The organism is Actinomadura kijaniata, assembly GCF_014138665.1.
GTDB lineage: Bacteria > Actinomycetota > Actinomycetes > Streptosporangiales > Streptosporangiaceae > Spirillospora > Spirillospora kijaniata.
The window spans coordinates 566505-590105 of the sequence record NZ_JACJIA010000002.1; the positions used below are offsets into that span (position 1 = coordinate 566505).

Below are 23601 nucleotides of genomic sequence, written 5' to 3' on the forward strand. Positions count from 1 at the left end.
CCATGGCCACCGCCGCCCCGCCCCGGGAGGATGCCGCCGCGTCTCCCGCCGCCGACCCCCGCGCGATGACGATCGCCCTCGTCCTCGTGCTCGGGGCGATCATGACGACCCTGGACATGACCATCGTCAACGTCGCGATCCACCGGTTCACGCTCCAGTTCGACGCGCCCCTGGCGACCGTGCAGTGGGTCACGACCGGGTACTCGCTGGCGCTGGGCGCGGTGATCCCCAGCACCGCGTGGGCGGTGGGCCGGTTCGGCGCGAAACGGCTGTACCTCGTGGCGATCGTGCTGTTCGTGGCCGGGTCGGTGCTGGCGGGGCTGGCGTGGAACATCCAGTCGCTGATCGCGTTCCGGGTGGTGCAGGGCCTCGGCGGCGGGATGGTGATGCCGGTCGGCATGACGATCCTGATCCGGGCGGCCGGGCCGGACCGGATGGGGCGGCTGATGTCCACGCTGGGGCTGGCGATCCTGGTCGGCCCGCTGGCCGGGCCGGTACTGGGCGGCTACCTGGTGGACGAGGTGTCGTGGCGGTGGATGTTCCTGCTCAACCTGCCGCTCGGCGCGGTCGTGCTGCTGCTGGCCACGCGGATCTTCCCCGCCGACGTGCCGGGTGAGCGCCGCCCGCTGGACGTGCTGGGGCTGGCGCTGCTGTCGCCGGGGCTGGCGGCGTTCGTGTACGGCGTGACGGCCGGGGGCGAGCGGGGCGACTTCGGTTCCGCCGGGGTGCTGGTCCCGACGGTCGCCGGGGTCGTGCTGGTGGCGGCGTTCGTGGCGCGGGCGCTGACCGCGCGGTACCCGCTGATCGACCTGGGGCTGTTCCGGAACCGGGCGTTCGCGGCGGCGACCGCGACCACGACGGTGTTCGTGCTCGGCTACTTCGGCACGATGATCCTCGGCCCGCTGTACTTCCAGGTGGTGCGGGGCGAGAGCGCCACGGTGGCGGGCGCGCTGGGCATCCCGTTCGCGCTGGCGTCGGGCACGGCGATGCAGGTGACCGGGCGGATCGTCGACCGGGTGGGGCCGGGCCGGGTCGTGCCGTTCGGGGTCGTGACGGCGGTCGCCGGCTTCGGGCTGTTCGTGTTCCTGCTGTCGGCGGACGTGCCGTACTGGGCGCTCGGCGGGGCGATGCTGCTGATGGGCGCGGGCGGCGGATCGACGATCATGCCCGCGATGACGGCCGCGACCAAGCAGCTCGCCCCCGGGCAGGCCGCGTCGGGCAGCACGACCGTCAACCTGGTCAACACGACGATGGGCGCGGTCGGCACGGCGGTGATCTCGGTGGTGCTGGCCGCGAACCTGCCCGGCGGGTCGGGCGCGCTGCGCGGCGCGGTCCCGGCCGACGCCGGGGCGCTGGCGGAGGCGTTCCGGGGGACGTACGTGTGGTCGCTGGCGTTCGTCGCGCTGGCCATCGTGCCCGCCCTGCTGATCCCGCGCCGGAGGTGACCGCGCCGGCGGCCCCGGTCCCGCGTGGACCGGGGCCGCCGGCGTGCCCGGTTCAGCGCGCGGACGACAGGGCGCGGACGGCCTCCACGACGGCCGCGCGGCGGCGGGCGAGGGCGGCCTTCCCGTCGTCCTCGTCCAGCATCAGGCGGCACAGCTGGGGGACGGCGAAGTTCCAGGCGATCAGGCCGAGCAGCGTGAACATCCAGTCCTGGGCGGCGCGGACGCGGGCCCCGTCGGCGAGCGCGTCGGCGGCGTACCCGGCCTCGATCCACTCGCGGACGTGACCGCGGTAGGCGTCGCGGCGCTCCGGCTCGCCCTGGACGGGGCCGGGGCCGTTCTCCAGCGCCTCCCAGAGCAGGAGGCGGATCAGCTCGGGGTGCTCCTGGTACCAGTCGAACAGCCGGCCGACGGTCTCGGCGGCGGCGTTCGGGTCGAGCGCGTCGACGTCGCAGACCTCGTCCACCTTGGCGCGCACGACCGCGCCGAACAGCTTCTCCTTGTTGCCGAAGTAGAGGTAGATCGCCTGCTTGTTGGCCTTGGCGGCGGCGGCGATCCGCTCGATGCGCGCCCCGGCCAGGCCGTGCGCGGCGAACTCCTCGGTGGCGGCCTGGAAGATCCGGCGGCGGGTGGCCTCGGCGTCGTACCCCATGACGAAATTAAACCATCCGGTTGACTTTCCGCCCGCATCCGATCATTCTCTAAACCAACCGTCTGGTTTATTTCGAACGGAGAACCCCATGGACCTCGCCGCCGCCCCTCTCCCGGTCCGCTCGCCGCTGCCCGACGGGCTCGCCGGATCGACCGCCGTCATCCTCGGCGGCACCTCCGGCATCGGGCTGGCCGCCGGACGCCTGCTGGCCGGCCTCGGCGCCCGCGTCGTGCTGTCCGGGCGCGACCGGGACCGGCTGGACGCCGCCCTCGCCGGGCTGCGCGCCGAAGCCCCGGCCGGCGCCGTGCTCGGCGGCACCGCCGACGCCGCCGACGAGGACGCCGTCCGCCGCGTCTTCGACCTGGCCGAACGCGTGGACCACGTCCTGGTCACCGCGGGCGGCTACGTCGGGGCCGGTCCGCTGGAGGAGCTGACCCCCGACACCGTCCGCGCCGTCGCCGACCTGCGCCTGTGGGGCGCGCTGGCCGCCGTCCGCGCCGCCGCCGAGCGGCTGCCGGCCGGCGGATCGGTCACCCTGACCTCCGGCACCTTCACCGTCCGGCCCGTGCCCGGGGTGAGCGGGGCGGTCGCGGCGGTCGGCGGCGTGGAGGCGCTGGCCCCCGCCCTCGCGGTCGAGCTCGCGCCGCGCCGCCTGCGCGTCAACACGGTCCGGTACGGCGCGTTCGACACCCCGCTGATGCGCTCGGCCGGCGGGCTGGGCACCGACGCGAAGATCGCCGAGGCCGGGGCGGCGGTGCCGCTCGGCCGGTACGGGACCGCCGAGGAGGCCGCCGCGGCCGCGCTGTTCCTCATGGCCAACCCCTACATGACCGGCCAGGTCGTCACCGTCGACGGCGGCCAGACCCTCGCCTGACCCGCCCGCACGGCTACGAGGGGATCGGGATGCGCACCTTCGGCAGCGTGGGGCGGGACTCCCGCCACGCTCCCGACAGCAGGACGGCCAGGGTGTAGATGTGCCAGGTCTGGAGCACCCACTTCCCGGAGACCGCGGCGAAGTGCTCCTTGGCCTTCACCTCGTCGACGATGTCGAACAGCTCGCGCGGGGCCGCCGTCACCTCGTCGCGCAGGAGCTTCAGGAACGCGTCGTCGTAGCTCTTGCGCCAGTTGAAGCCCGAGGTGCGGCCCCGGGGGACGACGGCGGCGCGGCGCCGCCAGGCCAGCACGTCGCGCAGGCCGCACGGGCGGTTCTCCTCGAACCGCCAGCGCTTGCCCTCGGGCGGGATGTCGGCGAGCTCGGGCGCGAGCGTCTCGATCAGCCGGAAGACGACCTCCTCGCTCGCCCGCCAGCCCGGCGGCAGCGCCAGGGCCTCGCGGACCACCCGGTTGTCGAAGAACGGGTGGTAGTAGGGGCCGTTGGTCAGCGTCGCGGTGTGCGAGCCGACGATCCAGCGTCCCGAGCGGTAGTAGAGGTAGAGGCGGTCGAGGACGCCCGCGCCGTCGCGCTCGGCGCGTTCGGCCCAGGGCCGGAGCGCCGCGCGGGCGCGGTCGTTGGCGTCCGGGGTGCAGAACCGCTCGGCCGACAGGAAGATCGTGCGGACGCGCCCGGCGATGCCCGCCGGGGACCGGTCGCCCTGGTCGTAGAGGAAGCCGCCGCGCAGCGTCTCCCCGCCGGACCCGGAGGTGCGCGGGGTGAGGGAGTAGGGCGTCCAGCCGTTGACCCGCTCGTAGGCCGAGGTCATCCCCTCGCAGCGCCGGATGATGTCGTAGGCGCGCAGGAACGGGTGCTCGACGACGACCTCGTCGCGCGCGTCGTCGGTGGCCGGCAGGCTCACCCGGTGCTCGATCCCGAGGCGGCGCGCGATGCGGGTGGCCAGCACGACGTCGGGGTCGTCGGCGAACCCGTGGGTGGCCGCCGTCATCGGCACGCCCGCCGCCTTCAGCACGGCGGCCATGAGGCGGCTGTCGCGGCCGCCCGACAGCGCCAGGGTGACCGGTTCGCCGTGCCGGGCGAGCGGCGCGGCGGACGCGACCAGCGCCTCGGCGAGGTCGGCGACGCGGGCGCGGGCCCGGCGGGGGCCGCCGGGGGCGGGCTCGGCGACGGGGGTGGGGACCTCGCGGGTCTCGGTGGGCTCGCCGGGACGGGCGGTGAGGACGGTCGCGGCGGGCAGCGCGCGCACGCCCCGGAAGGGGGTGTCGTCGTTGGTGAAGAACCCGTGCCGGATCATCGGCTGCAACGCCGGGACGTCGAGGTCCACGCCGGGGTCCACGCCGGGGTCGGCGGCGCCGCTCCCGATCGCGCGGGCGACCAGGTGGACCAGCAGCGCGCGGGTGCCGATCACCCGGGCCCCGCCGGTCTCGGCGTGGTAGACGGGGCAGACGCGCGCGATGGAGGTGGCGGCCTCGACGCCCTCCGGGCCCGCCCGGAAGACCGAGAAGCAGCCGCCGAGCGTCTCGGTGACCGGCCCGACCCGGTCGGCGGCCAGCAGCGCCCGCTCCCCGGCGTCCGGGTCGGCGAGATAGCCGCAGTAGCCGAGGGCGCGTCCGCCCTCGCGCCGCAGCGGTCGGGGCAGCAGGGCGTGCTCGGGCTCGTTGGCCCAGGCGAGCAGGGTGACCGCGCCGTCCTCGCTCGCCCAGCGGTCGGCCGTCAGGACGTCGGCCGGAACGGGGACCGCCTCGTGCACGGCCCGCTCCGCGGCCTCGATGACGCGCCGGGGGACGGGTCGGCCGCGGTCCACCGCCACGACGGCCAGATACGCGCGCATGCGACTCCTGTGCGGGGTGGGACTCCCCATCGAAGCAGCGCGCGGTGAACGTCCGTCGAGCCGGACGGTAGCGCCGCGTGAACGCCGTCTGGCGTCCGGCGCGGCCGGGGTCAGTGGACGAGCTCCCCCTCTCGCTCGGCGCGGCGGTCGTAGGTGTGGCGGGCCTCGGCGATCTCGCGCTGGTGGCTCTCGGTCCAGTCGACCAGGGCCTTGATGGTGGCGTGCAGGCTCACCCCGAGCGGGGTCAGCTCGTAGTCCACCCGCGGCGGGACCACCGGGTGGACGGTGCGCCTGACCAGGCCGTCGCGTTCGAGGTGGCGCAGGGTGCGGGTCAGCATCCGCTGGCTCACCCCGTCGATCTCGCGCTTGAGCTCGGTGAAGCGCAGGCTCCGCTTGTCCAGCAGCGCGATCACCAGCAGCGACCACTTGTCGGCGACGCGGTCGAGGATCTGCCGGACCTCGCAGCCCTCGCGGGTGTCCCACTGGAACGCGTCGTAGTCGGGGCCGGTATCACAGCGGGTACCGGGGAACTCTGAAGTGCCGTCTTCCATGGTCACCAATGGTGACCCAAGATGAGGTCGGTAACAAGAGGGAACCGGCGCCCCTATCGGTGACCGCCCCTCGTCCCCCTTTCCTTCCGACGAGGAGACAGCCATGTCCGCAACGCTGTCCGGCGCGCGTCCGCCGGGCCAGATCACCGAGATGAACGGCCGCGCCTGGGCGATGCTGCTGGTGCTGTGCGGTGCGATCTTCCTGGAGGGGATCGACGTCGCGATGCTGAACGTCGCCCTGCCGAAGATCCGCACCGACCTGGACCTGTCCACCGGGATGCTGAGCGGTGTCGTGTCCGCCTACGTGCTCGGGTACGGCGGGTTCATGCTGCTGGGCGGGCGCGCCGCCGACCTGCTGGGACGCCGCCGCATGTTCCTGACGTGGCTGGTGGTGTTCCTGGTGTTCTCCGGCCTCGGCGGGTTCGCCACCGAGGGGTGGACACTGCTGGTCTCCCGGTTCGTGACCGGGGTGGCGGCGGCGTTCCTGGCCCCGGCCGGGCTGGCGCTGATCACCACGAACTTCGCCGAGGGGCGGGCGCGCAACCGCGCGCTGATGTTCTACGCGGGCACGGCCGCGGGCGGCTTCACGCTGGGCCTGGTCGTCGGCGGTCTGCTGACGATGGCGGGCTGGCGGTGGGTGTTCTTCGCCCCGGTCGTCTTCGCGGCGCTGATCCTGGCGGCGGCGGTTCCGCTGGTGCGCGACGACGCCGTCCCCGTGCGGGTGCGCGGGCGGTTCGACCTGGCCGGATCGTTCAGCATCACCGGGGCGATGCTGCTGCTGGCCTACGGCGTGGTGCGGCTGGAGCACCCGGCGGACGGGCCGTGGCTGACGGTCGCGGCGTTCGCGGCCGGGCTGGCGCTGCTGGGCGCGTTCGTCGCGATCGAGCGCCGGTCGGCCGCCCCGCTGGTGCGGCTGGGCGTGCTGCGGTCGGGGCCGCTGGTGCGGACCAACATCGCGGCGCTGCTGTTCATCGGCTCGTTCGCGGGCTTCCAGTTCCTCGTGACGCTGTACCTCCAGGAGCTGCGCGGCTGGTCCACGCTGGAGACCTCCCTGGCGATGCTGGTGATCGGGATCGACATGGTGCTCGCGCCGACGGTGACGCCGAGGCTGACCGAGCGGTTCGGCAACGTGCGGGTGCTGTTCGGCGGGCTGGTGCTCGGCGCGATCGCCTACGCGCTGTTCCTGCAGGTCTCCCCCGACTGGTCGTACGCGGCGATGTTCCCGGCGTTCCTGCTGCTCGGGCTCACGTTCTCGCTGGTCTACGGGCCGCTGACGGTGGCGGCCACCGAGGGCGTCGCGGAGGAGGAGCACGGGCTGGCCGGTGGCCTGCTCTACACGTCGATCCAGTTCGGGACGGCGCTCGGGATCTCGGCGGTGACGGCGGTGAGCGTGGCGGCCGGGCCGTTCGGGATCGACGCGGTGCGGGCCGCGATGGTGGTGCCGGTGGCGGGCACCGTGGCGGCCCTGCTGGTGACCGCGTTCGGGCTGGGGCGGCGGGTCTCCGCCGACGTTCCCGCCCCCGCCGCCGAGCGCGTCGAGGCGGGGGTCTGAGCCATGGCGATGAGGGTGAGGTCGTTCGCCGACCTGCGGGAGCAGTTCGAGGCGTACGTCGGGAGCATCGTGTACGCGACGATGACCACGGTCGACAAGAAGGGACGGCCGCGGGCCAGGGTCCTGATCCCGGTGTGGGAGGTCGTGGACGGGAAGCCCGTGGGGTGGCTGGCCACCTACAAGACGCCCGTGAAGGCCGCGCACCTGGCGAACAACCCGCACACGACGTTCTCCTACTGGACCCAGCGGCAGAACGCGGTCAGCGTCGACACCGTCGCCCACTGGGTGGAGGACCGCGAGACCAAGCGGCACGTGTGGGAGCTGTACCGGCGGACCAGCCCCCAGGGCGCGGGGTACGACCTCGGGCAGTTCTGGAAGGGGATCGACGATCCGGAGCTGCACGTGCTGCGGCTCGACCCCTGGCGGGTCCAGGTGATCCGGGGAACGGACCTGGCCAGCAAGATCTGGCGGAGCGAGTGAGGGACGGACGAGAGAGAAGACCCCCTTTCCCGGGGGTCTTCTCCTTTTCGTCTAGGCGATGTGGTGGTTGAGGCGGAACAGGTCCGACGGGTCGAGCTTCGCCTTCAACGCCACCAGCCGCTCGTGGTCGGCGGGCTCGTAGGCGCGGCGGACCTCGGCCTCGGTCGCGTTGTCCCCGTAGAGGAAGTTGACGCTTCGGCCCAGGTCCCAGGGGGCGAGCGCGCCGATGAACGCCTCGTGGCCCGGCCTCGACGCCTCGGGGCCGTGGCCCGGCAGGATCGGGGACAGCACGGCCGCCAGGTACCGCGCGTCGCGGTGGCCGACGGCGCTCGGCGTCGCCGGGGGCCGGGACATCGCGCCGCCCAGGTGCCGGATCTCCACGATGAACCGCTCCCCGGCGTCCAGCGCGGCGGCCACGATCGCCGGGTCGAGCTCACCGACCAGCGCGTGCGCGCTGTGGTAGGCCATCGGGAACGGCGGCTCGGCGTGGATGGTGGCGCACTCGGCGTACGGCATGTCCCGCACGGTGTCGATCAGGCGGGGGGCGACGGCCCGCAGCGGCTCCACCAGGCGCTCACCGGTCGCGGAGTCGCCCGCGTGGATGATCCGGACGTGCGCGGCGTACCGGCCGCGCAGCGGCTCGGGCACGCCCGGGGCGTCCGGGAACGGCACCAGCGCGACCGAGGAGGTCATCTCCTCCGGAACGGTCGCGGTCCACTCCCGGTAGGCGTCCAGCACGGCGGGGATGTGGCCGGTGTCGAAGTACAGGCCGCCGCCGTGGATCCGCTCCACCGGCACCAGGTCGAACTCCAGCGCCGTGACGACGCCGAAGTTGGCGCGGCCGCCGCGCAGCGCCCAGAACAGGTCCGGGTCGCTCTCGGCGGTGACGTGCCGGAACGCGCCGTCGGCCGTGACGACGTCGATGGAGCGGACGTGGTCGGAGGCGAACCCGAACCGGCGCGACAGCAGGCCGACGCCACCGCCGAGCGTGTACGACACCGCGCCGACGGTGGGTGAGGAGCCGTTGACGGGGGCCAGCCCGTGGTCGGCGGCGGCCGCGACGACCGCGCCCCACCGGACGCCCGCCTCGACCCGCGCCGTGCGGGCCGCGGCGTCGATCCGGACCCCGTCCATCCGGCCCGTGGTGATGAGCATGCCGCCGTCCGCGCCCCGCGGCAGCCCGTGCCCGGTGGCCTGCACGGCGATCGGCGTCCCGTGCGCGGCGGCGGACGCGACGGCCTCCCGCACGTCCTCCGCCCCGGCCGCCGCGACGATCACGTCCGGGCGGTGCTGCCCGTGGAGCTGGAAACCGGAACGCTCCGCGTCGTAGCCCTCGTCGCCGGGGACGAGCACCGCGCCCGCGATCCGGTCGGCCAACCCCTGATGGTCCTTCATTTCGGTCTCCCCGTAACGGTCGTTCTCGCGTTACCCCCAACCCTGCCGCCGCCCGAACCAGAAGTCCAAGAGATGGTTTTGCTAGATATGAGAAGCGATACTTATAGCGATGGCCGTGCCGGACCCCGAGGGATCCGGCACGGCCAGGGGTGTCGCCTACAGCCCCTTCAGGGAGCCGCCGTCCACCACGACCTCGGCCCCGGTCGTGCTGCCCGAACGCGGCGACGCCAGCAGCACCACCGCGTCGGCGACCTCCTGCGGCTCGACCAGGCGGCCGGTGACCAGGTTCATCATCTCCGGCGCGACCTTGTCCATCACCGCGTCCCGGTCGGCGCCGGTCGCGCCCGCCAGGATGTCGGCCGCGCCGCCCTCCTCGGTCCACCACGCGGTGCGCACCGGACCGGGCGAGACGGTGTTGACGCGGATCCCCTGCGGGCCGAACTCCTCCGACAGCCCCTTGGTCACGTTGGCCAGGCCCGCCTTGGCGGCGCTGTAGTCGTAGTTCATCGGGCCGGGCTGGCGCGCCATGGTCGTGGACACGTTGACGATCGCGGCGGCGTCGCTCTCCAGCAGGCGCGGCAGCGCCTCCCGGATGAGCCGCACCGGCGCGAACAGGTTGAACTCGAACATGCGCCGCCAGTCGCCGTCGTCCGGCGTGGTGAACCCGAACTGCGGCAGGCTCACCCCGGGCGGCGGGCCGCCGGCGTTGTTGACCAGCACGTCCACGCCGCCGAACGCCTCCACCGCCCGCGCGACGATCCGCGCCGGGGCTCCCTCGTCCATCAGGTCGGCCGCGACGTGCAGCAGGTTCGGCCCGGCCAGCGCGTCCAGCTCGGGGGTGGTCCGGCGGGAGACCGCGACCACCTTCGCGCCCTCCTCCAGCAGGGTGCGGGTCACGGCCAGGCCCATGCCCTTGGACGCTCCGGTGACGATCGCGACGCGGCCGGTCAACTGCAGATCCATATCGGTTCCTCTCATGGGGGACAGGGGGTGGAACCCCGTCCCCGCCCCGGCGGTTGCAGGGGAGATCAGGAAATCTCGGCGAGATCGACCGCGTCGGCCATCGCGCGGTATCCGGCGGCGTTGGGGTGCTTGTGGTCGCCGCTGTCGAACGCCGCGCGCAGCCGCTCCGGGTCGCGGGGGTCGGCGACGGCCCGGTTGAAGTCGGCGACCGCGTCGTACTCGCCGGAGGTGCGGATCCAGTGGTTGAGCCGCCGGATCTTCTCGGCCGAACGGGGCGTGTGGTACTCGGCGCCCTTCATCGGCAGCAGCGTCGCGCCGATCACCTTGACGCCCCTGGCGCGCGCCTGCCGGATCAGGGCGCGGTGCCCGGCGACCAGCTCGGCGAGCGAGCGGTCCGGGTTCGGCTTGTAGGTGGGCAGGTCCACCTCGCTGAAGCCGATGTCGTTCAGGCCGTGCAGGACCACGACCGTGCCGACGCGCGGGTCGGCGAGCGCGTCCCGGCGGAACCGGTCGAGCCCGCGGTCCCCGAACCAGGCCGAGTCGGACAGGATCATGTTGCCGCCGATACCCGCGTTCAGGACCGGGCGGGGGCGGCCCGCCTTCGCCAGCCGCTCGGCGAGCGCGTCGGGGTAGCGGGCGTCGGTGTCGTTCCCGGCCCCGAACCCGTCGGTGATGGAGTCGCCGAACGCCACCACCGTGTCGCGCCGCGCGGCGCCTCCCGCCACGTCGATGCCGCTCAGGTAGTACCGGGAGTGCGTCACCTTCTCGGCGCCGGTGGGGAACGCCCCGCCCGCGTCGGCCGTCCGGTCGCCCTGGGCGCGGTAGGCGGTCGCGTACCCCTGGAGGTGCGCGGTCGCCGGGCCGGTGGTCTCCGGCAGGTACATCGTCACGGTCAGCGACTCCAGCGGCGCGACCTTCAGCTCGGCCCCGTCGCTGACGACCTGCCCGCCGACCGGGACCACCACCGACCGGGACCGCCCGAACGTCAGGTGCCGCAGGCTGCCGGGCCGCACCGCCGGGCCCCGGCCCGCCTTCGCGACGGTCATCGCGGCGACCTTCAGCGGGGAGGCCCCGTAGCGGTTCGACAGCCGCACCCGCACCGCCGACCCTCCGGCGGTGATCCGCATGACCTGCCGCACGGTCTGCCCGGAGAACCCCTGCTCCGACCAGTTCGGCTCGAACCCGACGCTGGGCCGCTGCGGGGCCGCCGCCCACGCGGCCGTCCACTGCCGCGCCGCCTGCGTCCCCCGCTCCGTCCGCTCCGCCCGCTCCCGCGCCGCCAGCGCGATCCCCGGCGTCGCCGCCACCAGGGCGAACCCCACCGTCGCCGCCATCAGCTTCCGCATCACTGCCTCCGTTCATCGGTCGAACGGGAGACAGCCTGCTGCGCGCCGCACCGGCCACCCAGCCACCGTGCTTTCGTACCACCGGCAGGGTCAGGCTGAGGCGTCGAAGCTCTCCAGGACGTTGCGGCGCGAGTGCTGGAAGATCACCGAGGTGCGGAAGCCGCCGATCTCGGGGCGCGGGGCCAGCCGCTCCACCAGGAACGCGTGCAGGTGGTCCAGGTCGGGGACGGCCACGTGCAGCACCAGATCGTCCTCACCCGCCACCACGAACAGCCCCATCACCTCCGGCATCCGGGACACGTCCCCCTTCACGCCGTCGATCGCCGCCCGGTTCGGGGTCCGCAGCCGCACCGACACCAGCGCCTGCACGCCCCGGTTCAGCGCGGGCAGGTCGATGTCGGCGTGGTAGCCGCGGATCACGCCGCGGCGGGTGAGGGAGCGGACGCGCTCCAGGCAGGTGGAGGGGGCCACGCCGATCCGCCGCGCCAGCTCGCGGTTGGACAGCCGGGCATCCGTTTGGAGGAGCCGCACGATCTGCTCGTCGAGTTCGTCCATGACCGGATTATGGGCTCGATTCCGAACGAACGTTCGGCAGAGGACCCAACCTTCCGTGCGAGTGCCTAACTTTCGTGGCGTTTCGCCTCCCCCCTCCGAAGGACCCTCCATGACCGTCTCCACTTCGGCCCGGCCGCGCGCGGACGTCGCGGCCGGGCACCGGCTCGGGCTGGGGCAGGGCACCGCGCTGCTGACCGGCGCGGTGCTCGGACCCGGGATCCTCGCGCTGCCGCACGCGGCCGCCTCGGCGGCCGGTCCCGCCGCGCTGGCCGCCTGGGCTCTGCTGCTGGCGCTGAGCGTGCCGGTGGCGTTCACGTTCGCGGCGCTCGGCGCGCGGTTCCCCGACGGCGGCGGGGTCGCGGCGTTCGCGGCCCGCGCGTTCGGGCCCCGCACCTCGGCGGCCGTCGGCTGGCTGTTCCTCGCCGTCGTCCCGGTCGGCACCCTGGCGGGCGCGATGATCGGCGGCGGGTACGTGGCGAACGCGGCGGGCTGGGGACGGCCGGGCGCGGCGGTCATGACGGCCGCGCTGCTGGCCGCCGCGTTCACCGCCAACCACGGCGGGCTGCGCATGTCGGGCCGGGTCCAGCTCGTCCTGGTGGCGGGGCTGGCGGTGCTGCTGGCCGTCGCCGTCCTCGCGTCCGCGCCGCACGCCGACGCCGCGCACTTCACGCCGTTCGCCCCGTACGGGATCGGCGGGGTGGTCCACGCGGTCGGCGTGCTGTTCTTCGCGTTCGCGGGCTGGGAGGCGGCCAGCCACCTGTCGGCCGACTTCGCCGACCCGCGCCGCCTGCTGCCGCGCGCGACCGGGCTGGCGCTGGCCCTGGTCGGAACGCTCTACCTCGCGCTGGCGGCGGCCGTCACCGGCGTGCTGGGCGAGCGCGCCGAGACCTCGGCCGTCCCGCTGGCCCTGCTGATGGAGACCGGGCTCGGCGACCTGGCCCGCGCGGCGACGGCCGTGGCCGCGATGGTGCTGAGCTTCGTCGCCATGAACACCTACATCGCCGGAGGCTCCCGGCTCGGCGCGGCGCTGGGCCGCGACGGCGCGCTGCCCGCCTGGTTCGGGCGGGGCGGCCCGGTGCCGCACCGGGGGCTGCTGCTGCTGGAGGCGCTGGCGGTCCCGCTCGCGGTCGCGGTGGTGGCCACCGGGTTCGGGCTGGACCCGCTGCTGCGGGCGACCGCCGCCTGCCTGGCCTCGGTCACCGTGGTCGGCATGGCGTCGGCGACCCGGCTGCTGACCGGCCGCGCCCGCGCCGCGGCCCGCCTCACCACCGCCCTCACCGCCGCCGCGGCCCTGTCCTGCGGCCCCTACCTGGTGATCCCGGCCGCGGTGGCGGCGGTGGCGGCGCTCCGGGGACGATTGACCTCAAGCAAAGTCGAGGATCTACGTTGAGCGGCATGGACGACAGGAACCAGCCGATCGCCTACTGGCTCGGCGTCGCGCACCGCGCGGCCATCGACTTCATCCGCTCCGAGATCGGCAGGCAGGGGATCACCCAGCCGCAGTACTGGATCCTGCGGCACCTGCACCCCGGCGACCTCGGCGACGGCGCGCCCCGCACCGTCGCCGGGCTGACCGAGGCCATGCGCGACTACCTGCTGCCCGGCGACGACCTGGCGTCCGCCGCCGCCGACCTGGCGGCGCGCGGCCTGGTCGACCGGGACGCCACCGGCGGGCTCACGATCACCGAATCCGGCCGGGAGCTGCACGGACGCGTCAAGAAGGCCGCGCCCGCCATCCGCGACCACCTCCACGAGGGGGTCGCCGACGAGGACTACGCGGTGGTGCTGCGCGTGCTGCGGCAGGTGATGGCCAACGCCGGGCGCTCCTGATCAGCCGAACTGCACCGAGCGCTTGGCCATCCCCAGCCAGAAACCGTCGATCACGGTGCGCCGGGCGTCCAGGTCGGCCCCGGCCGCGCCGAGCGCGACGAACAGCGGCGCGAAGTGCTCGGTGCGCGGGTGCGCGAACCGGGCCGCCGGGGCCTTGCGCTCGAAGTCCAGCAGCGCGTCCACGTCCCCGGCGTCCAGCGCGTCCCGCCCCCACTCGTCGAACTCGGCGGTCGGGGTGGCCACCCGGTTGTCGGGGGACAGCGCCCGCAGGTTGTGGGTGAAGAACCCGCTGCCGACGATCAGCACGCCCTCGTCCCGCAGCGGCGCGAGCCGCCGCCCCACCTCGTACAGGCCGCGCGGGTCGAGCGTGGGCATCGACATCTGGAGAACGGGTACGTCGGCGTCCGGGTACATCTCCTTCAGCGGGACGTACGCGCCGTGGTCCAGCCCCCGGTCCGGCGCGTCGTGGACCCGGTCCCCCGGCCGGTCGAGCAGCCCGCGCACCCTGGCGGCCAGCCCGGGGGCGCCGGGCGCGGGGTAGGTCACCCGGTAGTAGCGCTCGGGGAAGCCCCCGAAGTCGTGGACGAGCGGGACCGTCCCGGTCGCGCCCAGCGCCACCGGGGCGTCCTCCCAGTGCGCCGACACCATCAGCACGGCCTCCGGCCGGGGCAGGTCCGCGGCCCAGGCGGCGAGCTGGCCGGGCCAGACCGGGTCGTCGGCCAGCGGCGGCGCGCCGTGTCCGAGGTAGAGGGTCGGCATCCTGTCGGCGGCCATGGGCACCTCCGGGGCGGGATCATTAAGTTCAAATTTGAACTACAACGGCAGCCTACCTCCGTATTCCGGATTTCAGCAGGTCGGCGAGCACGCCGATCCCCTCGGTGATGTCCGTCGCGCCGCCCGCCGCGTACCCCAGGACCAGCCCCGGCGCGAACGGGCGCTGCGCGTGCCACGACAGCGGGTGCACCTTCACACCCCGCGCGAGCGCCGCCGCCGCCAGCTCGACGTCGCCGACGTCGCCGTCGAACGTGACCGTCAGGTGCAGGCCCGCCGCCGTCCCGTGGACGGTCGCGCCGGGCAGCGCCGCGTGGATCGCCTCGACCATGCGGTCCCGGCGCCGCCGGTGCCGCCGCCGCACCAGCCGCAGGTGGGCCTCCAGCCGTCCCGACTCCATCAGCCGCGCGAGCACGAGCTGCGGAAGGACGGCGTTGCCCAGGTCGGCGTGGCGCTTGGCGGCCACCAGCGCCTCCCGGTACCGGGACGGCACCAGCACCCACCCGGTCCGCAGCGCGGGCGCCAGCAGCTTGGAGACGCTCCCGGCGTAGCAGACGCGCTCGGCGAGCACCGACCGCAGCGCCGGGACCGGCGGCCGGTCGTAGCGGTGCTCGGCGTCGTAGTCGTCCTCGATGACCAGGCCGCCCCAGCGCATCAGCGCGCGCCGCCGCTCCCCGCTCAGCACGACGCCGGTGGGGAACTGGTGCGCGGGCGTCAGCAGCACGGCCTCCAGCCCCGCCAGCTCCGAGACCCGCGCCCCCTCCCCGTCGACCGGGACCGGCGGCGTCGCCAGCCCCGCGTCCGCCAGGTGCTGCCGCACCCCCAGCGACCCGGGGTCCTCCACGCCGACCGCCCCGATCCCGTCCTCCCGCAGCACCCGGGCCAGCAGCCCGAGCGCCTGGGCGGTCCCGGCGACGACCACGACCTCCTCGGGGTCGGCCCGGATCCCCCGGAACCGCGCCAGCCAGCGCGCGACCGCCACCCGCAGCGCCGGGGCGCCGCGCGGGTCCCCGTAGCCGAAGTCCGCCGCCGACAGCCCGGCCAGCACCTCCCGCTCCGCCCGCAGCCAGGCGGCGCGCGGGAACGCCCCCAGGTCGGGAACGCCCGGCGACAGGTCGATCCGCGCCGGAGCGGCCCGCAGCGCCTCGAAGACGTCCCCGCCCGGCGGGCCGTCGAAGACCCCCGACGGCGCGCGCCCCGACGGGACGGGCGGCGCGACCGGGGCCGCGACCACGACCGTCCCGCTCCGCCCGCGCCCGGCGACCAGCCCCTCCTCGGCCAGCCGCTGGTACGCCTCGGTCACCACGCCCCGCGACACCCGCAGCTCGGCCGCCAGCACCCGCGTCGCCGGGAGCCTGCCGCCCACCGGCAGCCGCCCGTCGGCGACCGCCTCCCGCAGCCGCCCGGCCAGCCAGCCGGCCAGCCCTCCGGGCGGGGCCGCGCCCACGTCGAGCTGGAGGAAGTCCGACCCGCCTACGGACCTGTCGAAAGCACGCCCATTGGACCTGTCCACCGCGCCATGGTCGCAGCGAGAGTGCCGGGCATGAGCATCGCGTTCCTGCTGACCGCGCTCGTCGTGGTCGCCACCCCCGGCACCGGCGTCGTCTACACCCTCGCCGCCGGGCTCGCCCACGGCCGCCGCGCGAGCGTCGTCGCCGCGTTCGGCTGCACCCTCGGCACCGTCCCGCACATGCTGGCGACGGTGACCGGCGTCGCCGCGCTGCTGCACACCAGCGCGGTGGCGTTCCAGACCCTCAAGTACCTCGGCGTCGCCTACCTGCTCTACATGGCGTGGGCCACGCTCCGGGACGAGGGGGCGCTGACCGTCGAGCGGACCGCGCCCGCGAGCCCCGTCCGCGTGATCGTCTCCGGGGTGCTGGTGAACGTCCTCAACCCGAAGCTGACGATGTTCTTCCTGGCGTTCCTGCCGCAGTTCGTCGGCTCGGCCGACCCGGTGCCGCAGATGCTCCGGCTGAGCGCGGTCTTCATGGCCGTCACGTTCGCGGTCTTCGCCGCCTACGGCGTGCTGGCCGCGTCGGTCCGCGACCGCCTGACCGCCCGGGCCATGACCTGGATCCGGCGGGTCTTCGCGGGGTCGTTCGTGGCCCTGGGCGCGCGGCTGGCCCTCTAGGTCAGGCGGGCCTGTGGCGCTGGTAGTGGCGGGCGACGCGCATCCGGTTGCCGCACCGCGAGGCCGAGCACCACCGGCGCCGGGGGTGCGCGGGCAGGAACAGCAGGACGCAGTCGTCCGCCTCGCACCGCCGCACCCGGGTGACCGCCGGATCGCCCAGCAGGTCCGCGGCGGCCTCGGCGAGCGCCGCCGCCAGCCGCGCCCCGTCCGGGCCGGTCCGGCGACGCTCGGCCACGACCGCCGAGCCGTTCCAGGCCAGCTCGCTGATCGCGGGCGCGGCGCGCTGGGCGTCGTTGAGCGCGGCCAGATCGGCGGGGGCGGGGGGCTCGCCGCGCCGCGCGCGCTCCAGCGCCCCGGCCGTGTGCTCCCGGACGGCGCGCACGACGGCCAGCGCGTCCGGCCCGACGCCGGCCTCCGGCAGCCTCCCCGCCTGGAGGCCCACCCACGCGCGCAGGTCGTCGGGCGTGGCGAGCAGGTCGCCGACGGCGGTCCGGGTGTTGACCAGGTCCAGCGCAAGGGGCTCCCCGGTCAGGGGGACGAGATCGCTCACACCTCTAACGCTACATCACGGCATTGACGCATTAGTCGGAGGATCGCTATACCTAATGCATCGAAGCCAACGAAAGGCATTAGTCATGGTCGCCCGCACCGTCCACCGCCACCTCGACGTCGACGGGGTCCGCGTCTTCTACCGCGAGTCGCTGCCCGAACGCCCGGACGCGCCCGTGCTGCTGCTCCTGCACGGCTTCCCGTCCGCGTCCCACCAGTTCCGCCGCCTGATCGACGCGCTCGGCGCGCGCCACCGCCTGATCGCCCCCGACTACCCCGGCTTCGGCCACACCGAGGCCCCGGACGGCTTCGCCCACTCCTTCGACCGCCTGGCCGACGTCATCGAGGGCTTCGTCGGGAAGCTCGGCCTGGAACGCTTCGTGATGTACGTCTTCGACTTCGGCGCGCCGGTCGGGTTCCGGATCGCCGAACGCCTCCCCGAACGGATCGCCGGCCTGGTCGTCCAGAACGGCAACGCCTACGAGGAGGGCCTGTCGGAGGGCGCCCGCGACTTCATCGCCCTGCGCCCCGACGTCCCCGGCGCCGAGGACACCATCCGCGGCCTGCTCACCCTGTCCGGCACCCGCGGCCAGTACGAGACCGGCGTCGCCGACCCCGAGACCGTCGCCCCCGACGGCTGGACGCTGGACCAGCACTTCCTCGACCTGCCCGGCCGCAAGGAGGCCCAGGTCGCCCTGGCGTTCGACTACCACTCCAACGTCGAGCGCTACGGCCGCTGGCAGGCGTGGCTGCGCGAGCACACCCCGCCCACCCTGATCACCTGGGGCGCGGACGACCCGTTCTTCCCCGCCCCCGGCGCCCGCGCCTACCTGCGCGACCTGCCCGACGCCGAACTCCACCTGTTCGACACCGGCCACTTCGCCCTGGAGACCCACCTGCCCGAGATCGCCCCGCTCATCGCCGCGTTCCTCGACCGCGCCTGGGACCAGGCCCGCCCCGGGACGCGCTGAACGACGGCGAAGGGCCCCTCCGCGTCCACGGAGGGGCCCTTCGACCAGCGTCAGCGCGCGGGCGCGGGGTTCAGCCGGCCGGGCGCGTCGTCCATATCTGCGCCATCAGGACGGCGCCGGCGCCGAACAGGGCCACGCCGAGGGGGACGTGGACGACGACGTCGCCGCTGGAGCCGATCAGGAACTGGACGCTGGTGAACACGAACAGCAGCGCGGTGACGGCCAGGTACCGCACCGATCCGCGGCCCGCCCGCCACACCAGGAGCGCGGCGACGATCTGGAGGATCAGCGCGAACGTGACGACGGCGCCGGTGGCGCCGTGCAACCGGCGGCCGTCCTCGTCGGACATGAGGAAGCCCGCGGTGACCCCCTGCGTCAGCAGGGCCGTGGCCAGGAACACCGAGGTCGCCTTCAGCAGGCCGAAGAACCGGGGCGGCCGGGCCCGCTCCGCGGAGGCCGGGGAGGGCAGATCGATCGGTGAGGACATGGGTTGCTCCTTGTGCTGGGTGGGGTGGGTCCGGAACTCACCCCAGGTCGGGAACCTTCGCGAGCTTGTCGGGGTTGCGGACGAAGTCGATCGCGGTGATCCGTCCGGCGTCCGTGGTGATCGCCATGACCGACAGCTCACCGTCGCCGTTCCGGACCACCAGGCCGGGAGCGCCGTTGACCTCGCAGACCAGCATGTCCACCGGGATCTCGATCCGGGCTCGGGCGAGCATCAGGCGGGCCACCCGCTCCGCCCCCCGCACGGCGTTCGGCAGCGTCGCGACCTTGCCGCCGCCGTCGCCGCGCACCACGACGTCCCGGTCGAGCAGCGCGATGAGCCCCGGCAGGTCGCCCTCCTGGCAGGCGGCCATGAACGCCGCGACCAGCTCGCGCTGCTCGGCCTCGGTCGCCGGCGTCCGCGGCCGCCCGCTCTCCACCTGCCGCCGCGCCCGCGAGGCGAGCTGGCGCACCGCGGCCGGTGACCGGCCGACCACCTCGGCGATCTCGGAGAAGGGCACGCTGAAGACGTCGTGCAGCACGAAGGCCGTGCGCTCGGCGGGGGAGAGCCGCTCCAGGACGACGAGCAGCGCCATGCTCACCGACTCGTCCAGGGTGACCCGGTCGGCCGGGTCGTGGGTGCGGGTCTCGACCAGCGGCTCCGGCAGCCACGTGCCGACGTACTCCTCCCGGCGCGCCCGCGCGCTGCCCAGGACGTCGAGCGCGAGCCTGCTCACCGTGGTCGTCAGCCAGGCGGCGAGGTCACGGACCGACCCCGGGTCGTCGAGCCCGCGCAGCCGCAGCCACGCCTCCTGGACGCAGTCCTCGGCCTCGACCAGCGAGCCCGTCATCGTGTACGCCACGCGCAGCAGGCGCGGCCGGTTGTCCTCGAAGGCCCGCGCCAGCAGTTCTTCGGCGTCTCGTGTCTTTCCCACGCCCTAGTGACGACGTAGCCGTCCCGGATGTAACACGACCCGCCGACGTCACACCCCGGAGCGCTGCGTCGTCAACTACCCGAAACCAGGGCCGATCACCGGGAAAGGATCATGACTCTTACCGAGACGAACGCAGAACCGGACACCCGGCCGCCCTCGCGGCCAGGGGTGTTCGCCCGCGTCGCGGGCTTCGCCCACCGCCGCCGGTGGATCGCGCTGATCCTGTGGGTGGCGGTCATGGGCGGCGTCTGGACCGCCGCCTCGCTCACGGGCGACGACTACCGCAACGACTTCGCGCTCCCCGGCACCGAGTCGCAGCAGGCCGCCGACCTGCTCACCGAGCACGGCGCCGCCCGCGCCGGCGACACCGTCCAGATCGTCCTGCACCGCGAGGGCGGCCTGCGCGACCCCGGCGCGCAGCAGCGCGTCCGGACCATGCTCGGCGAGGTCGCCGGGCTGCCCAAGGTGGGCCAGGTGCGCAGTCCGTACGACGGCGCGGGAGCCCTCTCCAAGGACGGCACGATCGGCTTCGCCACCGTCGTCCTGGAGGTTCCCTCGGAGGAGATGCCGAAGGCCGACGCCCAGCGCATCTTCGACACCGCCCAGAAGGCCGAGGGCGACGGGCTCCGGGCCGAGCTGGGAGGCGACGCGGCCCGGCTGCTGGGGGAGGGCGGGACCGGGGCCGCGGAGGGCGCCGGGCTGCTGGCCGCGCTGGTCATCCTCGTCCTGATGTTCGGCACGGTCATCGCCGCCGGACTGCCGATCATCATCGCCCTGTTCGCCGTCGGCTCCACGGTCGGCATGATCATCCTGGCGTCGCACGTCTTCACGATCGCCGAGTGGACGCCGCCGACGATGACCCTGGTCGGCCTCGGCGTCGGCATCGACTACGCCCTCCTCGTCTTCGCCCGGTACCGCGCGGAGCTGGTGCGCGGCGCGTCCCCCGAGCAGGCCACCATGAGCGCGATGGACGCCGCCGGTCGTTCGGTGTTCTTCGCCGGCTGCACCGTGATCCTGGCGTTGCTCGGCCTGGTCGCGCTCGGTCTCGGCTCGCTGCAGGGCATGGCCCTGTCGGTCGCGCTGACCGTCCTGGTGACCATGCTGGCCGCCCTGACCCTGCTGCCCGCGCTGCTCGGCGTCTTCGGCCGGCGCTTCGCCCGCCAGTTCGTCCGGCGGGACGAACGCCGCCGGGCCAAGGGCAAGCCCCCCGAGGGCACCGTCTGGCGGCGGCTCGCGGCCGCGGTGCAGCGGCGCCCGCTGGTCGCGCTCCTGACGGCCGCGGTGCTGCTGGGCGCCCTGGTCCTCCCGGCGCTGAGCATGCGGCTCGGCTTCTCCGACGCGGGCAGCGACGCGCCCGACACCACCAGCCGGCAGGCGTACGACCTGCTCAGCAAGGGGTTCGGCCCCGGCTTCAACGGCCCTCTCCTCGTGGTGGCCAACACGCCGAACCCCGCGGCCACCCAGACGCTCAACGCCACCCCCGGCGTCCAGTCCGCGACCGACCCGGTGCCCACGCCGGACGGCAGGGCCGCGACCATCCTCGTCTTCCCGACCTCGGCGCCCCAGGACGAGGCGACCTCCGACCTCGTCGGCACCCTGCGCGACGACGTCCTTCCCGGACTGTCCGCGAAGACCGGCGCGCGGTACCTGGTCGGCGGCGCCACCGCCGCGGCCGAGGACTACTCCGCCAAGGTCGCCGAACGCCTCCCCCTGTTCATGGCCATCGTGGTGGGGCTCTCGCTGCTGCTCCTGATGGCGGTGTTCCGTTCGATCCTCATCCCCCTGAAGGCCGCGGTGCTGAACCTCCTCAGCATCGGCGCCGCGCTGGGCGCCATGACGCTCGTCTTCCAGGACGGCTGGTTCGGCGTGGAGTCCGGCCCCGTCGAGGCGTACCTCCCGGTCATGGTCTTCGCCATCGTCTTCGGGCTCTCCATGGACTACGAGATCTTCCTGATCTCCCGGATCCAGGAGGAGTGGATCCGCTCCAGGGACCCCTCCCACGCCGTACGGGAGGGCCTGGCCCACACCGGCTCGGTCATCACCGCGGCCGCCGCGATCATGATCGTCATCTTCGGCGCCTTCATGCTCAGCCCCCAGCGCCTGCTCCAGCAGACCGGTTTCGGCATGGCCGTGGCGATCTTCGTGGACGCCGTCGTCATCCGCTGCCTGATCGTCCCCGCCGCCATGGAGCTCATGGGCCGCCGCGCCTGGTGGCTCCCCGCCCCCCTCGCCCGCCTCCTGCCCAAACTGGAGCTGGAACGCCACTGAACCCGACGGCGAAGGCCCCTCCACGTCCGTGCGGGGGCCTTTCGTCACCCGCCGCCCGCGAGATCCCTCGCACGAGGGAGGCGATCATGCCCGGTCCGGCCGTGATACTGGGGGGATGTCGGATCGGTTCCGTGGTCTCGGCCTTCCCGCGCGGCCGCGTTCCCGCGCGGTGTCCGGCCGTCTCGTGGACGTGCTGATCGCCGCGGCGGTCGCCGTCCCGGTGTTCGTGCCGTTCGCCACGGCGCCGGAGGTGACGCCGCTCGGCGTGCTGTTCAACCTCGGCACGGTCGTGCCGCTGGTGTGGCGGCGGCGGGCGCCGTTCGCGATCGCGCTGGTCGTGGCGGCCTTCGCCATGGGGGTGTCGCTGCACCACCGGCCGGGCCAGATGTTGCAGTACGGCGCGCTGGTGGCCATCTACACCCTCGCCGACCTGGGGCGGCACCGCTGGCAGCGCTGGGGCTTCATCGGCGCGCTGGTGGCGACGACCCCGCCCGGCGCGCTGCTCGTCAAGCACAACGACGCGGGCGAGTTCATGTTCACGCTGCTGCTGCCCATGACGGCGTTCCTGCTCGGCACGCTGGCGCGCACGGCGCGGGAGCGGTCGAACGCGCTGGTGGAACGCTCCGCGCAGCTCGAACGCGAACGCGAGGCGCTCGCCCGCGAGCGCCAGGCCGAGGCGGCGCGGGCGGCGGCGGAGGAACGCGCCCGCATCGCCCGCGACATGCACGACGTGCTCGCGCACGCCGTCAGCATCATGGTCGTGCAGGCCGAGGCCGGTCCGGTGGTGGTCCGCACCGATCCCGACCGGGCCGAACGGTCCTTCGACGCGATCGCGGACGCGGGCCGGGACGCGATGGCCCAGCTACGCCGCATGCTGGGCGTCCTCAAGGAGGAGCAGGACCACGGCGTACGCGCGCCCCAGCCGACCATCGGCGCGCTGCCCGGCCTGGTCGAGCACGTCAACCGCACCCAGATCCGGGTGCGGCTCACGGTCGAGGGCGGGAGCCGCGCGCTGCCCCCCGACGCCGACCTGGCGGCGTACCGCATCGTGCAGGAGGCGCTCACCAACACGGTGAAACACGCCAACGCGACGACGGCCGAGGTCCGGCTCCGCTGGGCCGAACACGAACTGGAGATCACGGTGACCGACGACGGGCGGGGCCACGACGGAACGGACCCGGGGTGGCGCCGGGGCGGCGACGGCCTCATCGGCATCCGGGAACGCGCCGTCGCCTGCGGCGGCACGGCCGAGGCGGGTCCCCTGCCGGGCGGCGGGTTCCGGGTCCTCGCGCACCTCCCCCACGCCGGGACGGTGGCCGCGTGATCCGGGTGGTGCTCGCCGACGACCAGGAACTCGTCCGCAGCGGCTTCGCGATGATCCTGGACTCGCAGCCCGACATCGAGGTGGTGGGCGAGGCCGGTGACGGCGCCGCCGCGATCGCCGCCGTCGCCGAACACGACCCCGACGTCGTGCTGCTCGACATCCGCATGCCCGGGCTGGACGGCATCGAGGCCGCGAAGGTCGTGTGCGCCGAGACCCGGACCCGCGCGATCATGCTCACCACGTTCGACCAGGACGACTACGTCTACGACGCGCTCTACGCCGGCGCGAGCGGGTTCCTGCTCAAGGACGTGCGCCGCGACGACCTCGTGCACGCGGTCCGGGTGGTGGCGGCGGGGGAGTCGCTGCTCGCGCCCACCGTCACCCGCCGCCTCATCTCCGACATCACGCGCAACCGCCCGCGCGCCGGCACGACCCCCTCCGACCGCCTGTCGGCCCTGACCGAACGGGAGCGCGAGACCCTGCGCCTGCTCGGCCGCGGCCTGTCGAACGCGGAGATCGCCGCGGCCATGGTCGTCAGCGAGCACACCGTGAAGACCCACGTGAGCAACGTCCTGGCCAAGCTCGGCGTCCGCGACCGCGTCCAGGCCGTGATCGTCGCGTACGAGACCCGGCTGATCGAGCCCTCCTGAGGGGCGGCTCCGTCGCGCGGGGGAGTCGCG

Annotated in this window: 23 protein-coding genes; 11 read left to right on the forward strand and 12 right to left on the reverse strand. The window is 74.4% G+C overall.

The window, feature by feature from the left end:
• The first annotated feature begins 2 nt into the window (after positions 1–2).
• Positions 3–1445: a DHA2 family efflux MFS transporter permease subunit gene (locus HNR61_RS09945; protein ID WP_182842820.1), complete on the forward strand. Its 1443-nt coding sequence runs from the start codon at positions 3–5 to the stop codon at positions 1443–1445.
• Between the two features lie 52 nt (positions 1446–1497).
• On the opposite strand, the gene HNR61_RS09950 is transcribed toward HNR61_RS09945, so the two are convergent.
• Positions 1498–2094, reverse strand: coding sequence for a TetR family transcriptional regulator (locus tag HNR61_RS09950; RefSeq protein ID WP_182842821.1), 597 nt, complete (start codon positions 2092–2094; stop codon positions 1498–1500).
• 88 nt (positions 2095–2182) lie between these two features.
• Between HNR61_RS09950 and HNR61_RS09955 the strand changes: the two genes are divergently transcribed.
• Positions 2183–2968 (forward strand): SDR family oxidoreductase, encoded by a 786-nt coding sequence (locus HNR61_RS09955; RefSeq protein WP_182842822.1) that lies wholly within the window; start codon positions 2183–2185, stop codon positions 2966–2968.
• 13 nt (positions 2969–2981) lie between these two features.
• On the opposite strand, the gene HNR61_RS09960 is transcribed toward HNR61_RS09955, so the two are convergent.
• Together HNR61_RS09960 and HNR61_RS09965 are read right to left on the reverse strand one after the other, a co-directional pair.
• Entirely contained in the window at positions 2982–4817 is a 1836-nt protein-coding gene (locus HNR61_RS09960; RefSeq protein WP_182842823.1) for an asparagine synthase-related protein, read from the reverse strand.
• A gap of 110 nt (positions 4818–4927) precedes the next feature.
• A complete protein-coding gene (locus HNR61_RS09965) occupies positions 4928–5368 on the reverse strand; it encodes a winged helix-turn-helix transcriptional regulator (RefSeq protein ID WP_182842824.1) in 441 nt (146 codons plus the stop codon).
• Between the two features lie 103 nt (positions 5369–5471).
• On the opposite strand from HNR61_RS09965, the gene HNR61_RS09970 reads away from it, so the two are divergent.
• Together HNR61_RS09970 and HNR61_RS09975 are read left to right on the forward strand one after the other, a co-directional pair.
• Positions 5472–6920 (forward strand): MFS transporter, encoded by a 1449-nt coding sequence (locus HNR61_RS09970; RefSeq protein ID WP_246442395.1) that lies wholly within the window; start codon positions 5472–5474, stop codon positions 6918–6920.
• A 3-nt stretch (positions 6921–6923) separates the two neighbouring features.
• Positions 6924–7400 carry a pyridoxamine 5'-phosphate oxidase family protein gene (locus HNR61_RS09975; protein WP_182842825.1) on the forward strand — a complete coding sequence of 159 codons (477 nt, stop codon included), beginning with the start codon at positions 6924–6926 and terminating at the stop codon, positions 7398–7400.
• Positions 7401–7451: 51 nt separating this feature from the next.
• Here the strand turns inward: HNR61_RS09975 and HNR61_RS09980 are convergent, their stop codons facing one another.
• From HNR61_RS09980 to HNR61_RS09995, 4 genes are all read right to left on the reverse strand, one after another.
• Positions 7452–8795 carry an FAD-binding oxidoreductase gene (locus HNR61_RS09980; RefSeq protein WP_182842826.1) on the reverse strand — a complete coding sequence of 448 codons (1344 nt, stop codon included), beginning with the start codon at positions 8793–8795 and terminating at the stop codon, positions 7452–7454.
• A 156-nt stretch (positions 8796–8951) separates the two neighbouring features.
• On the reverse strand, positions 8952–9758 hold the full coding sequence (locus HNR61_RS09985) for an SDR family NAD(P)-dependent oxidoreductase (RefSeq protein ID WP_182842827.1): 807 nt from the start codon (positions 9756–9758) through the stop codon (positions 8952–8954).
• A gap of 65 nt (positions 9759–9823) precedes the next feature.
• Positions 9824–11104 carry an SGNH/GDSL hydrolase family protein gene (locus HNR61_RS09990; RefSeq protein WP_182842828.1) on the reverse strand — a complete coding sequence of 427 codons (1281 nt, stop codon included), beginning with the start codon at positions 11102–11104 and terminating at the stop codon, positions 9824–9826.
• A gap of 90 nt (positions 11105–11194) precedes the next feature.
• Entirely contained in the window at positions 11195–11659 is a 465-nt protein-coding gene (locus HNR61_RS09995) for an Lrp/AsnC family transcriptional regulator (RefSeq protein ID WP_067812495.1), read from the reverse strand.
• A 109-nt stretch (positions 11660–11768) separates the two neighbouring features.
• On the opposite strand from HNR61_RS09995, the gene HNR61_RS10000 reads away from it, so the two are divergent.
• Both HNR61_RS10000 and HNR61_RS10005 read left to right on the forward strand, forming a co-directional pair.
• Entirely contained in the window at positions 11769–13049 is a 1281-nt protein-coding gene (locus HNR61_RS10000) for an APC family permease (RefSeq protein ID WP_182842829.1), read from the forward strand.
• A gap of 5 nt (positions 13050–13054) precedes the next feature.
• Positions 13055–13489 (forward strand): winged helix DNA-binding protein, encoded by a 435-nt coding sequence (locus tag HNR61_RS10005; RefSeq protein ID WP_182842830.1) that lies wholly within the window; start codon positions 13055–13057, stop codon positions 13487–13489.
• On the opposite strand, the gene HNR61_RS10010 is transcribed toward HNR61_RS10005, so the two are convergent.
• Positions 13490–14263, reverse strand: a complete 774-nt coding sequence (locus tag HNR61_RS10010) for a dioxygenase family protein (RefSeq protein WP_246442397.1) — start codon at positions 14261–14263, stop codon at positions 13490–13492. It lies immediately after the preceding gene.
• 52 nt (positions 14264–14315) lie between these two features.
• Positions 14316–15773, reverse strand: coding sequence for a MocR-like pyridoxine biosynthesis transcription factor PdxR (gene pdxR / locus HNR61_RS10015; protein ID WP_182842831.1), 1458 nt, complete (start codon positions 15771–15773; stop codon positions 14316–14318).
• A 30-nt stretch (positions 15774–15803) separates the two neighbouring features.
• On the opposite strand from pdxR, the gene HNR61_RS10020 reads away from it, so the two are divergent.
• Positions 15804–16391, forward strand: coding sequence for a LysE family translocator (locus tag HNR61_RS10020; protein WP_182842832.1), 588 nt, complete (start codon positions 15804–15806; stop codon positions 16389–16391).
• A gap of 1 nt (position 16392) precedes the next feature.
• Here HNR61_RS10020 and HNR61_RS10025 read toward each other — a convergent pair whose 3' ends face one another.
• On the reverse strand, positions 16393–16941 hold the full coding sequence (locus HNR61_RS10025) for a CGNR zinc finger domain-containing protein (protein ID WP_182842833.1): 549 nt from the start codon (positions 16939–16941) through the stop codon (positions 16393–16395).
• 85 nt (positions 16942–17026) lie between these two features.
• Here HNR61_RS10025 and HNR61_RS10030 point away from each other — a divergent pair, with 85 nt between their 5' ends.
• Positions 17027–17911 (forward strand): alpha/beta fold hydrolase, encoded by an 885-nt coding sequence (locus HNR61_RS10030; protein ID WP_246442398.1) that lies wholly within the window; start codon positions 17027–17029, stop codon positions 17909–17911.
• Between the two features lie 70 nt (positions 17912–17981).
• Here the strand turns inward: HNR61_RS10030 and HNR61_RS10035 are convergent, their stop codons facing one another.
• On the reverse strand, positions 17982–18398 hold the full coding sequence (locus HNR61_RS10035) for a hypothetical protein (protein WP_182842835.1): 417 nt from the start codon (positions 18396–18398) through the stop codon (positions 17982–17984).
• A 37-nt stretch (positions 18399–18435) separates the two neighbouring features.
• Positions 18436–19329 (reverse strand): RNA polymerase sigma factor SigJ, encoded by an 894-nt coding sequence (sigJ, locus tag HNR61_RS10040; RefSeq protein WP_182842836.1) that lies wholly within the window; start codon positions 19327–19329, stop codon positions 18436–18438.
• Between the two features lie 111 nt (positions 19330–19440).
• On the opposite strand from sigJ, the gene HNR61_RS10045 reads away from it, so the two are divergent.
• The 3 genes from HNR61_RS10045 (at position 19441) to HNR61_RS10055 (ending at position 23571) form a co-directional block, all read left to right on the forward strand.
• Positions 19441–21597, forward strand: a complete 2157-nt coding sequence (locus HNR61_RS10045; RefSeq protein ID WP_182842837.1) for an MMPL family transporter — start codon at positions 19441–19443, stop codon at positions 21595–21597.
• Between the two features lie 115 nt (positions 21598–21712).
• Complete coding sequence (locus HNR61_RS10050; RefSeq protein ID WP_182842838.1) at positions 21713–22921, forward strand: sensor histidine kinase; 1209 nt, start codon at positions 21713–21715, stop codon at positions 22919–22921.
• A complete protein-coding gene (locus tag HNR61_RS10055) occupies positions 22918–23571 on the forward strand; it encodes a response regulator (protein ID WP_182842839.1) in 654 nt (217 codons plus the stop codon). Before HNR61_RS10050 ends, HNR61_RS10055 begins: the two co-directional genes overlap by 4 nt.
• Positions 23572–23601: the final 30 nt, after the last annotated feature.

Bases quoted from the DNA above. Each gene is read 5' to 3' on its own strand.
- HNR61_RS09945 (WP_182842820.1), top strand. From the start codon at position 3: ATGGCCACCGCCGCCCCGCCCCGGGAGGATGCCGCCGCGTCTCCCGCC.
- HNR61_RS09950 (WP_182842821.1), bottom strand. From the start codon at position 2,094: ATGGGGTACGACGCCGAGGCCACCCGCCGCCGGATCTTCCAGGCCGCC.
- HNR61_RS09955 (WP_182842822.1), top strand. From the start codon at position 2,183: ATGGACCTCGCCGCCGCCCCTCTCCCGGTCCGCTCGCCGCTGCCCGAC.
- HNR61_RS09960 (WP_182842823.1), bottom strand. From the start codon at position 4,817: ATGCGCGCGTATCTGGCCGTCGTGGCGGTGGACCGCGGCCGACCCGTC.
- HNR61_RS09965 (WP_182842824.1), bottom strand. From the start codon at position 5,368: ATGGAAGACGGCACTTCAGAGTTCCCCGGTACCCGCTGTGATACCGGC.
- HNR61_RS09970 (WP_246442395.1), top strand. From the start codon at position 5,472: ATGTCCGCAACGCTGTCCGGCGCGCGTCCGCCGGGCCAGATCACCGAG.
- HNR61_RS09975 (WP_182842825.1), top strand. From the start codon at position 6,924: ATGGCGATGAGGGTGAGGTCGTTCGCCGACCTGCGGGAGCAGTTCGAG.
- HNR61_RS09980 (WP_182842826.1), bottom strand. From the start codon at position 8,795: ATGAAGGACCATCAGGGGTTGGCCGACCGGATCGCGGGCGCGGTGCTC.
- HNR61_RS09985 (WP_182842827.1), bottom strand. From the start codon at position 9,758: ATGGATCTGCAGTTGACCGGCCGCGTCGCGATCGTCACCGGAGCGTCC.
- HNR61_RS09990 (WP_182842828.1), bottom strand. From the start codon at position 11,104: ATGCGGAAGCTGATGGCGGCGACGGTGGGGTTCGCCCTGGTGGCGGCG.
- HNR61_RS09995 (WP_067812495.1), bottom strand. From the start codon at position 11,659: ATGGACGAACTCGACGAGCAGATCGTGCGGCTCCTCCAAACGGATGCC.
- HNR61_RS10000 (WP_182842829.1), top strand. From the start codon at position 11,769: ATGACCGTCTCCACTTCGGCCCGGCCGCGCGCGGACGTCGCGGCCGGG.
- HNR61_RS10005 (WP_182842830.1), top strand. From the start codon at position 13,055: ATGGACGACAGGAACCAGCCGATCGCCTACTGGCTCGGCGTCGCGCAC.
- HNR61_RS10010 (WP_246442397.1), bottom strand. From the start codon at position 14,263: ATGGCCGCCGACAGGATGCCGACCCTCTACCTCGGACACGGCGCGCCG.
- HNR61_RS10020 (WP_182842832.1), top strand. From the start codon at position 15,804: ATGAGCATCGCGTTCCTGCTGACCGCGCTCGTCGTGGTCGCCACCCCC.
- HNR61_RS10030 (WP_246442398.1), top strand. From the start codon at position 17,027: ATGGTCGCCCGCACCGTCCACCGCCACCTCGACGTCGACGGGGTCCGC.
- HNR61_RS10035 (WP_182842835.1), bottom strand. From the start codon at position 18,398: ATGTCCTCACCGATCGATCTGCCCTCCCCGGCCTCCGCGGAGCGGGCC.
- HNR61_RS10045 (WP_182842837.1), top strand. From the start codon at position 19,441: ATGACTCTTACCGAGACGAACGCAGAACCGGACACCCGGCCGCCCTCG.
- HNR61_RS10050 (WP_182842838.1), top strand. From the start codon at position 21,713: ATGTCGGATCGGTTCCGTGGTCTCGGCCTTCCCGCGCGGCCGCGTTCC.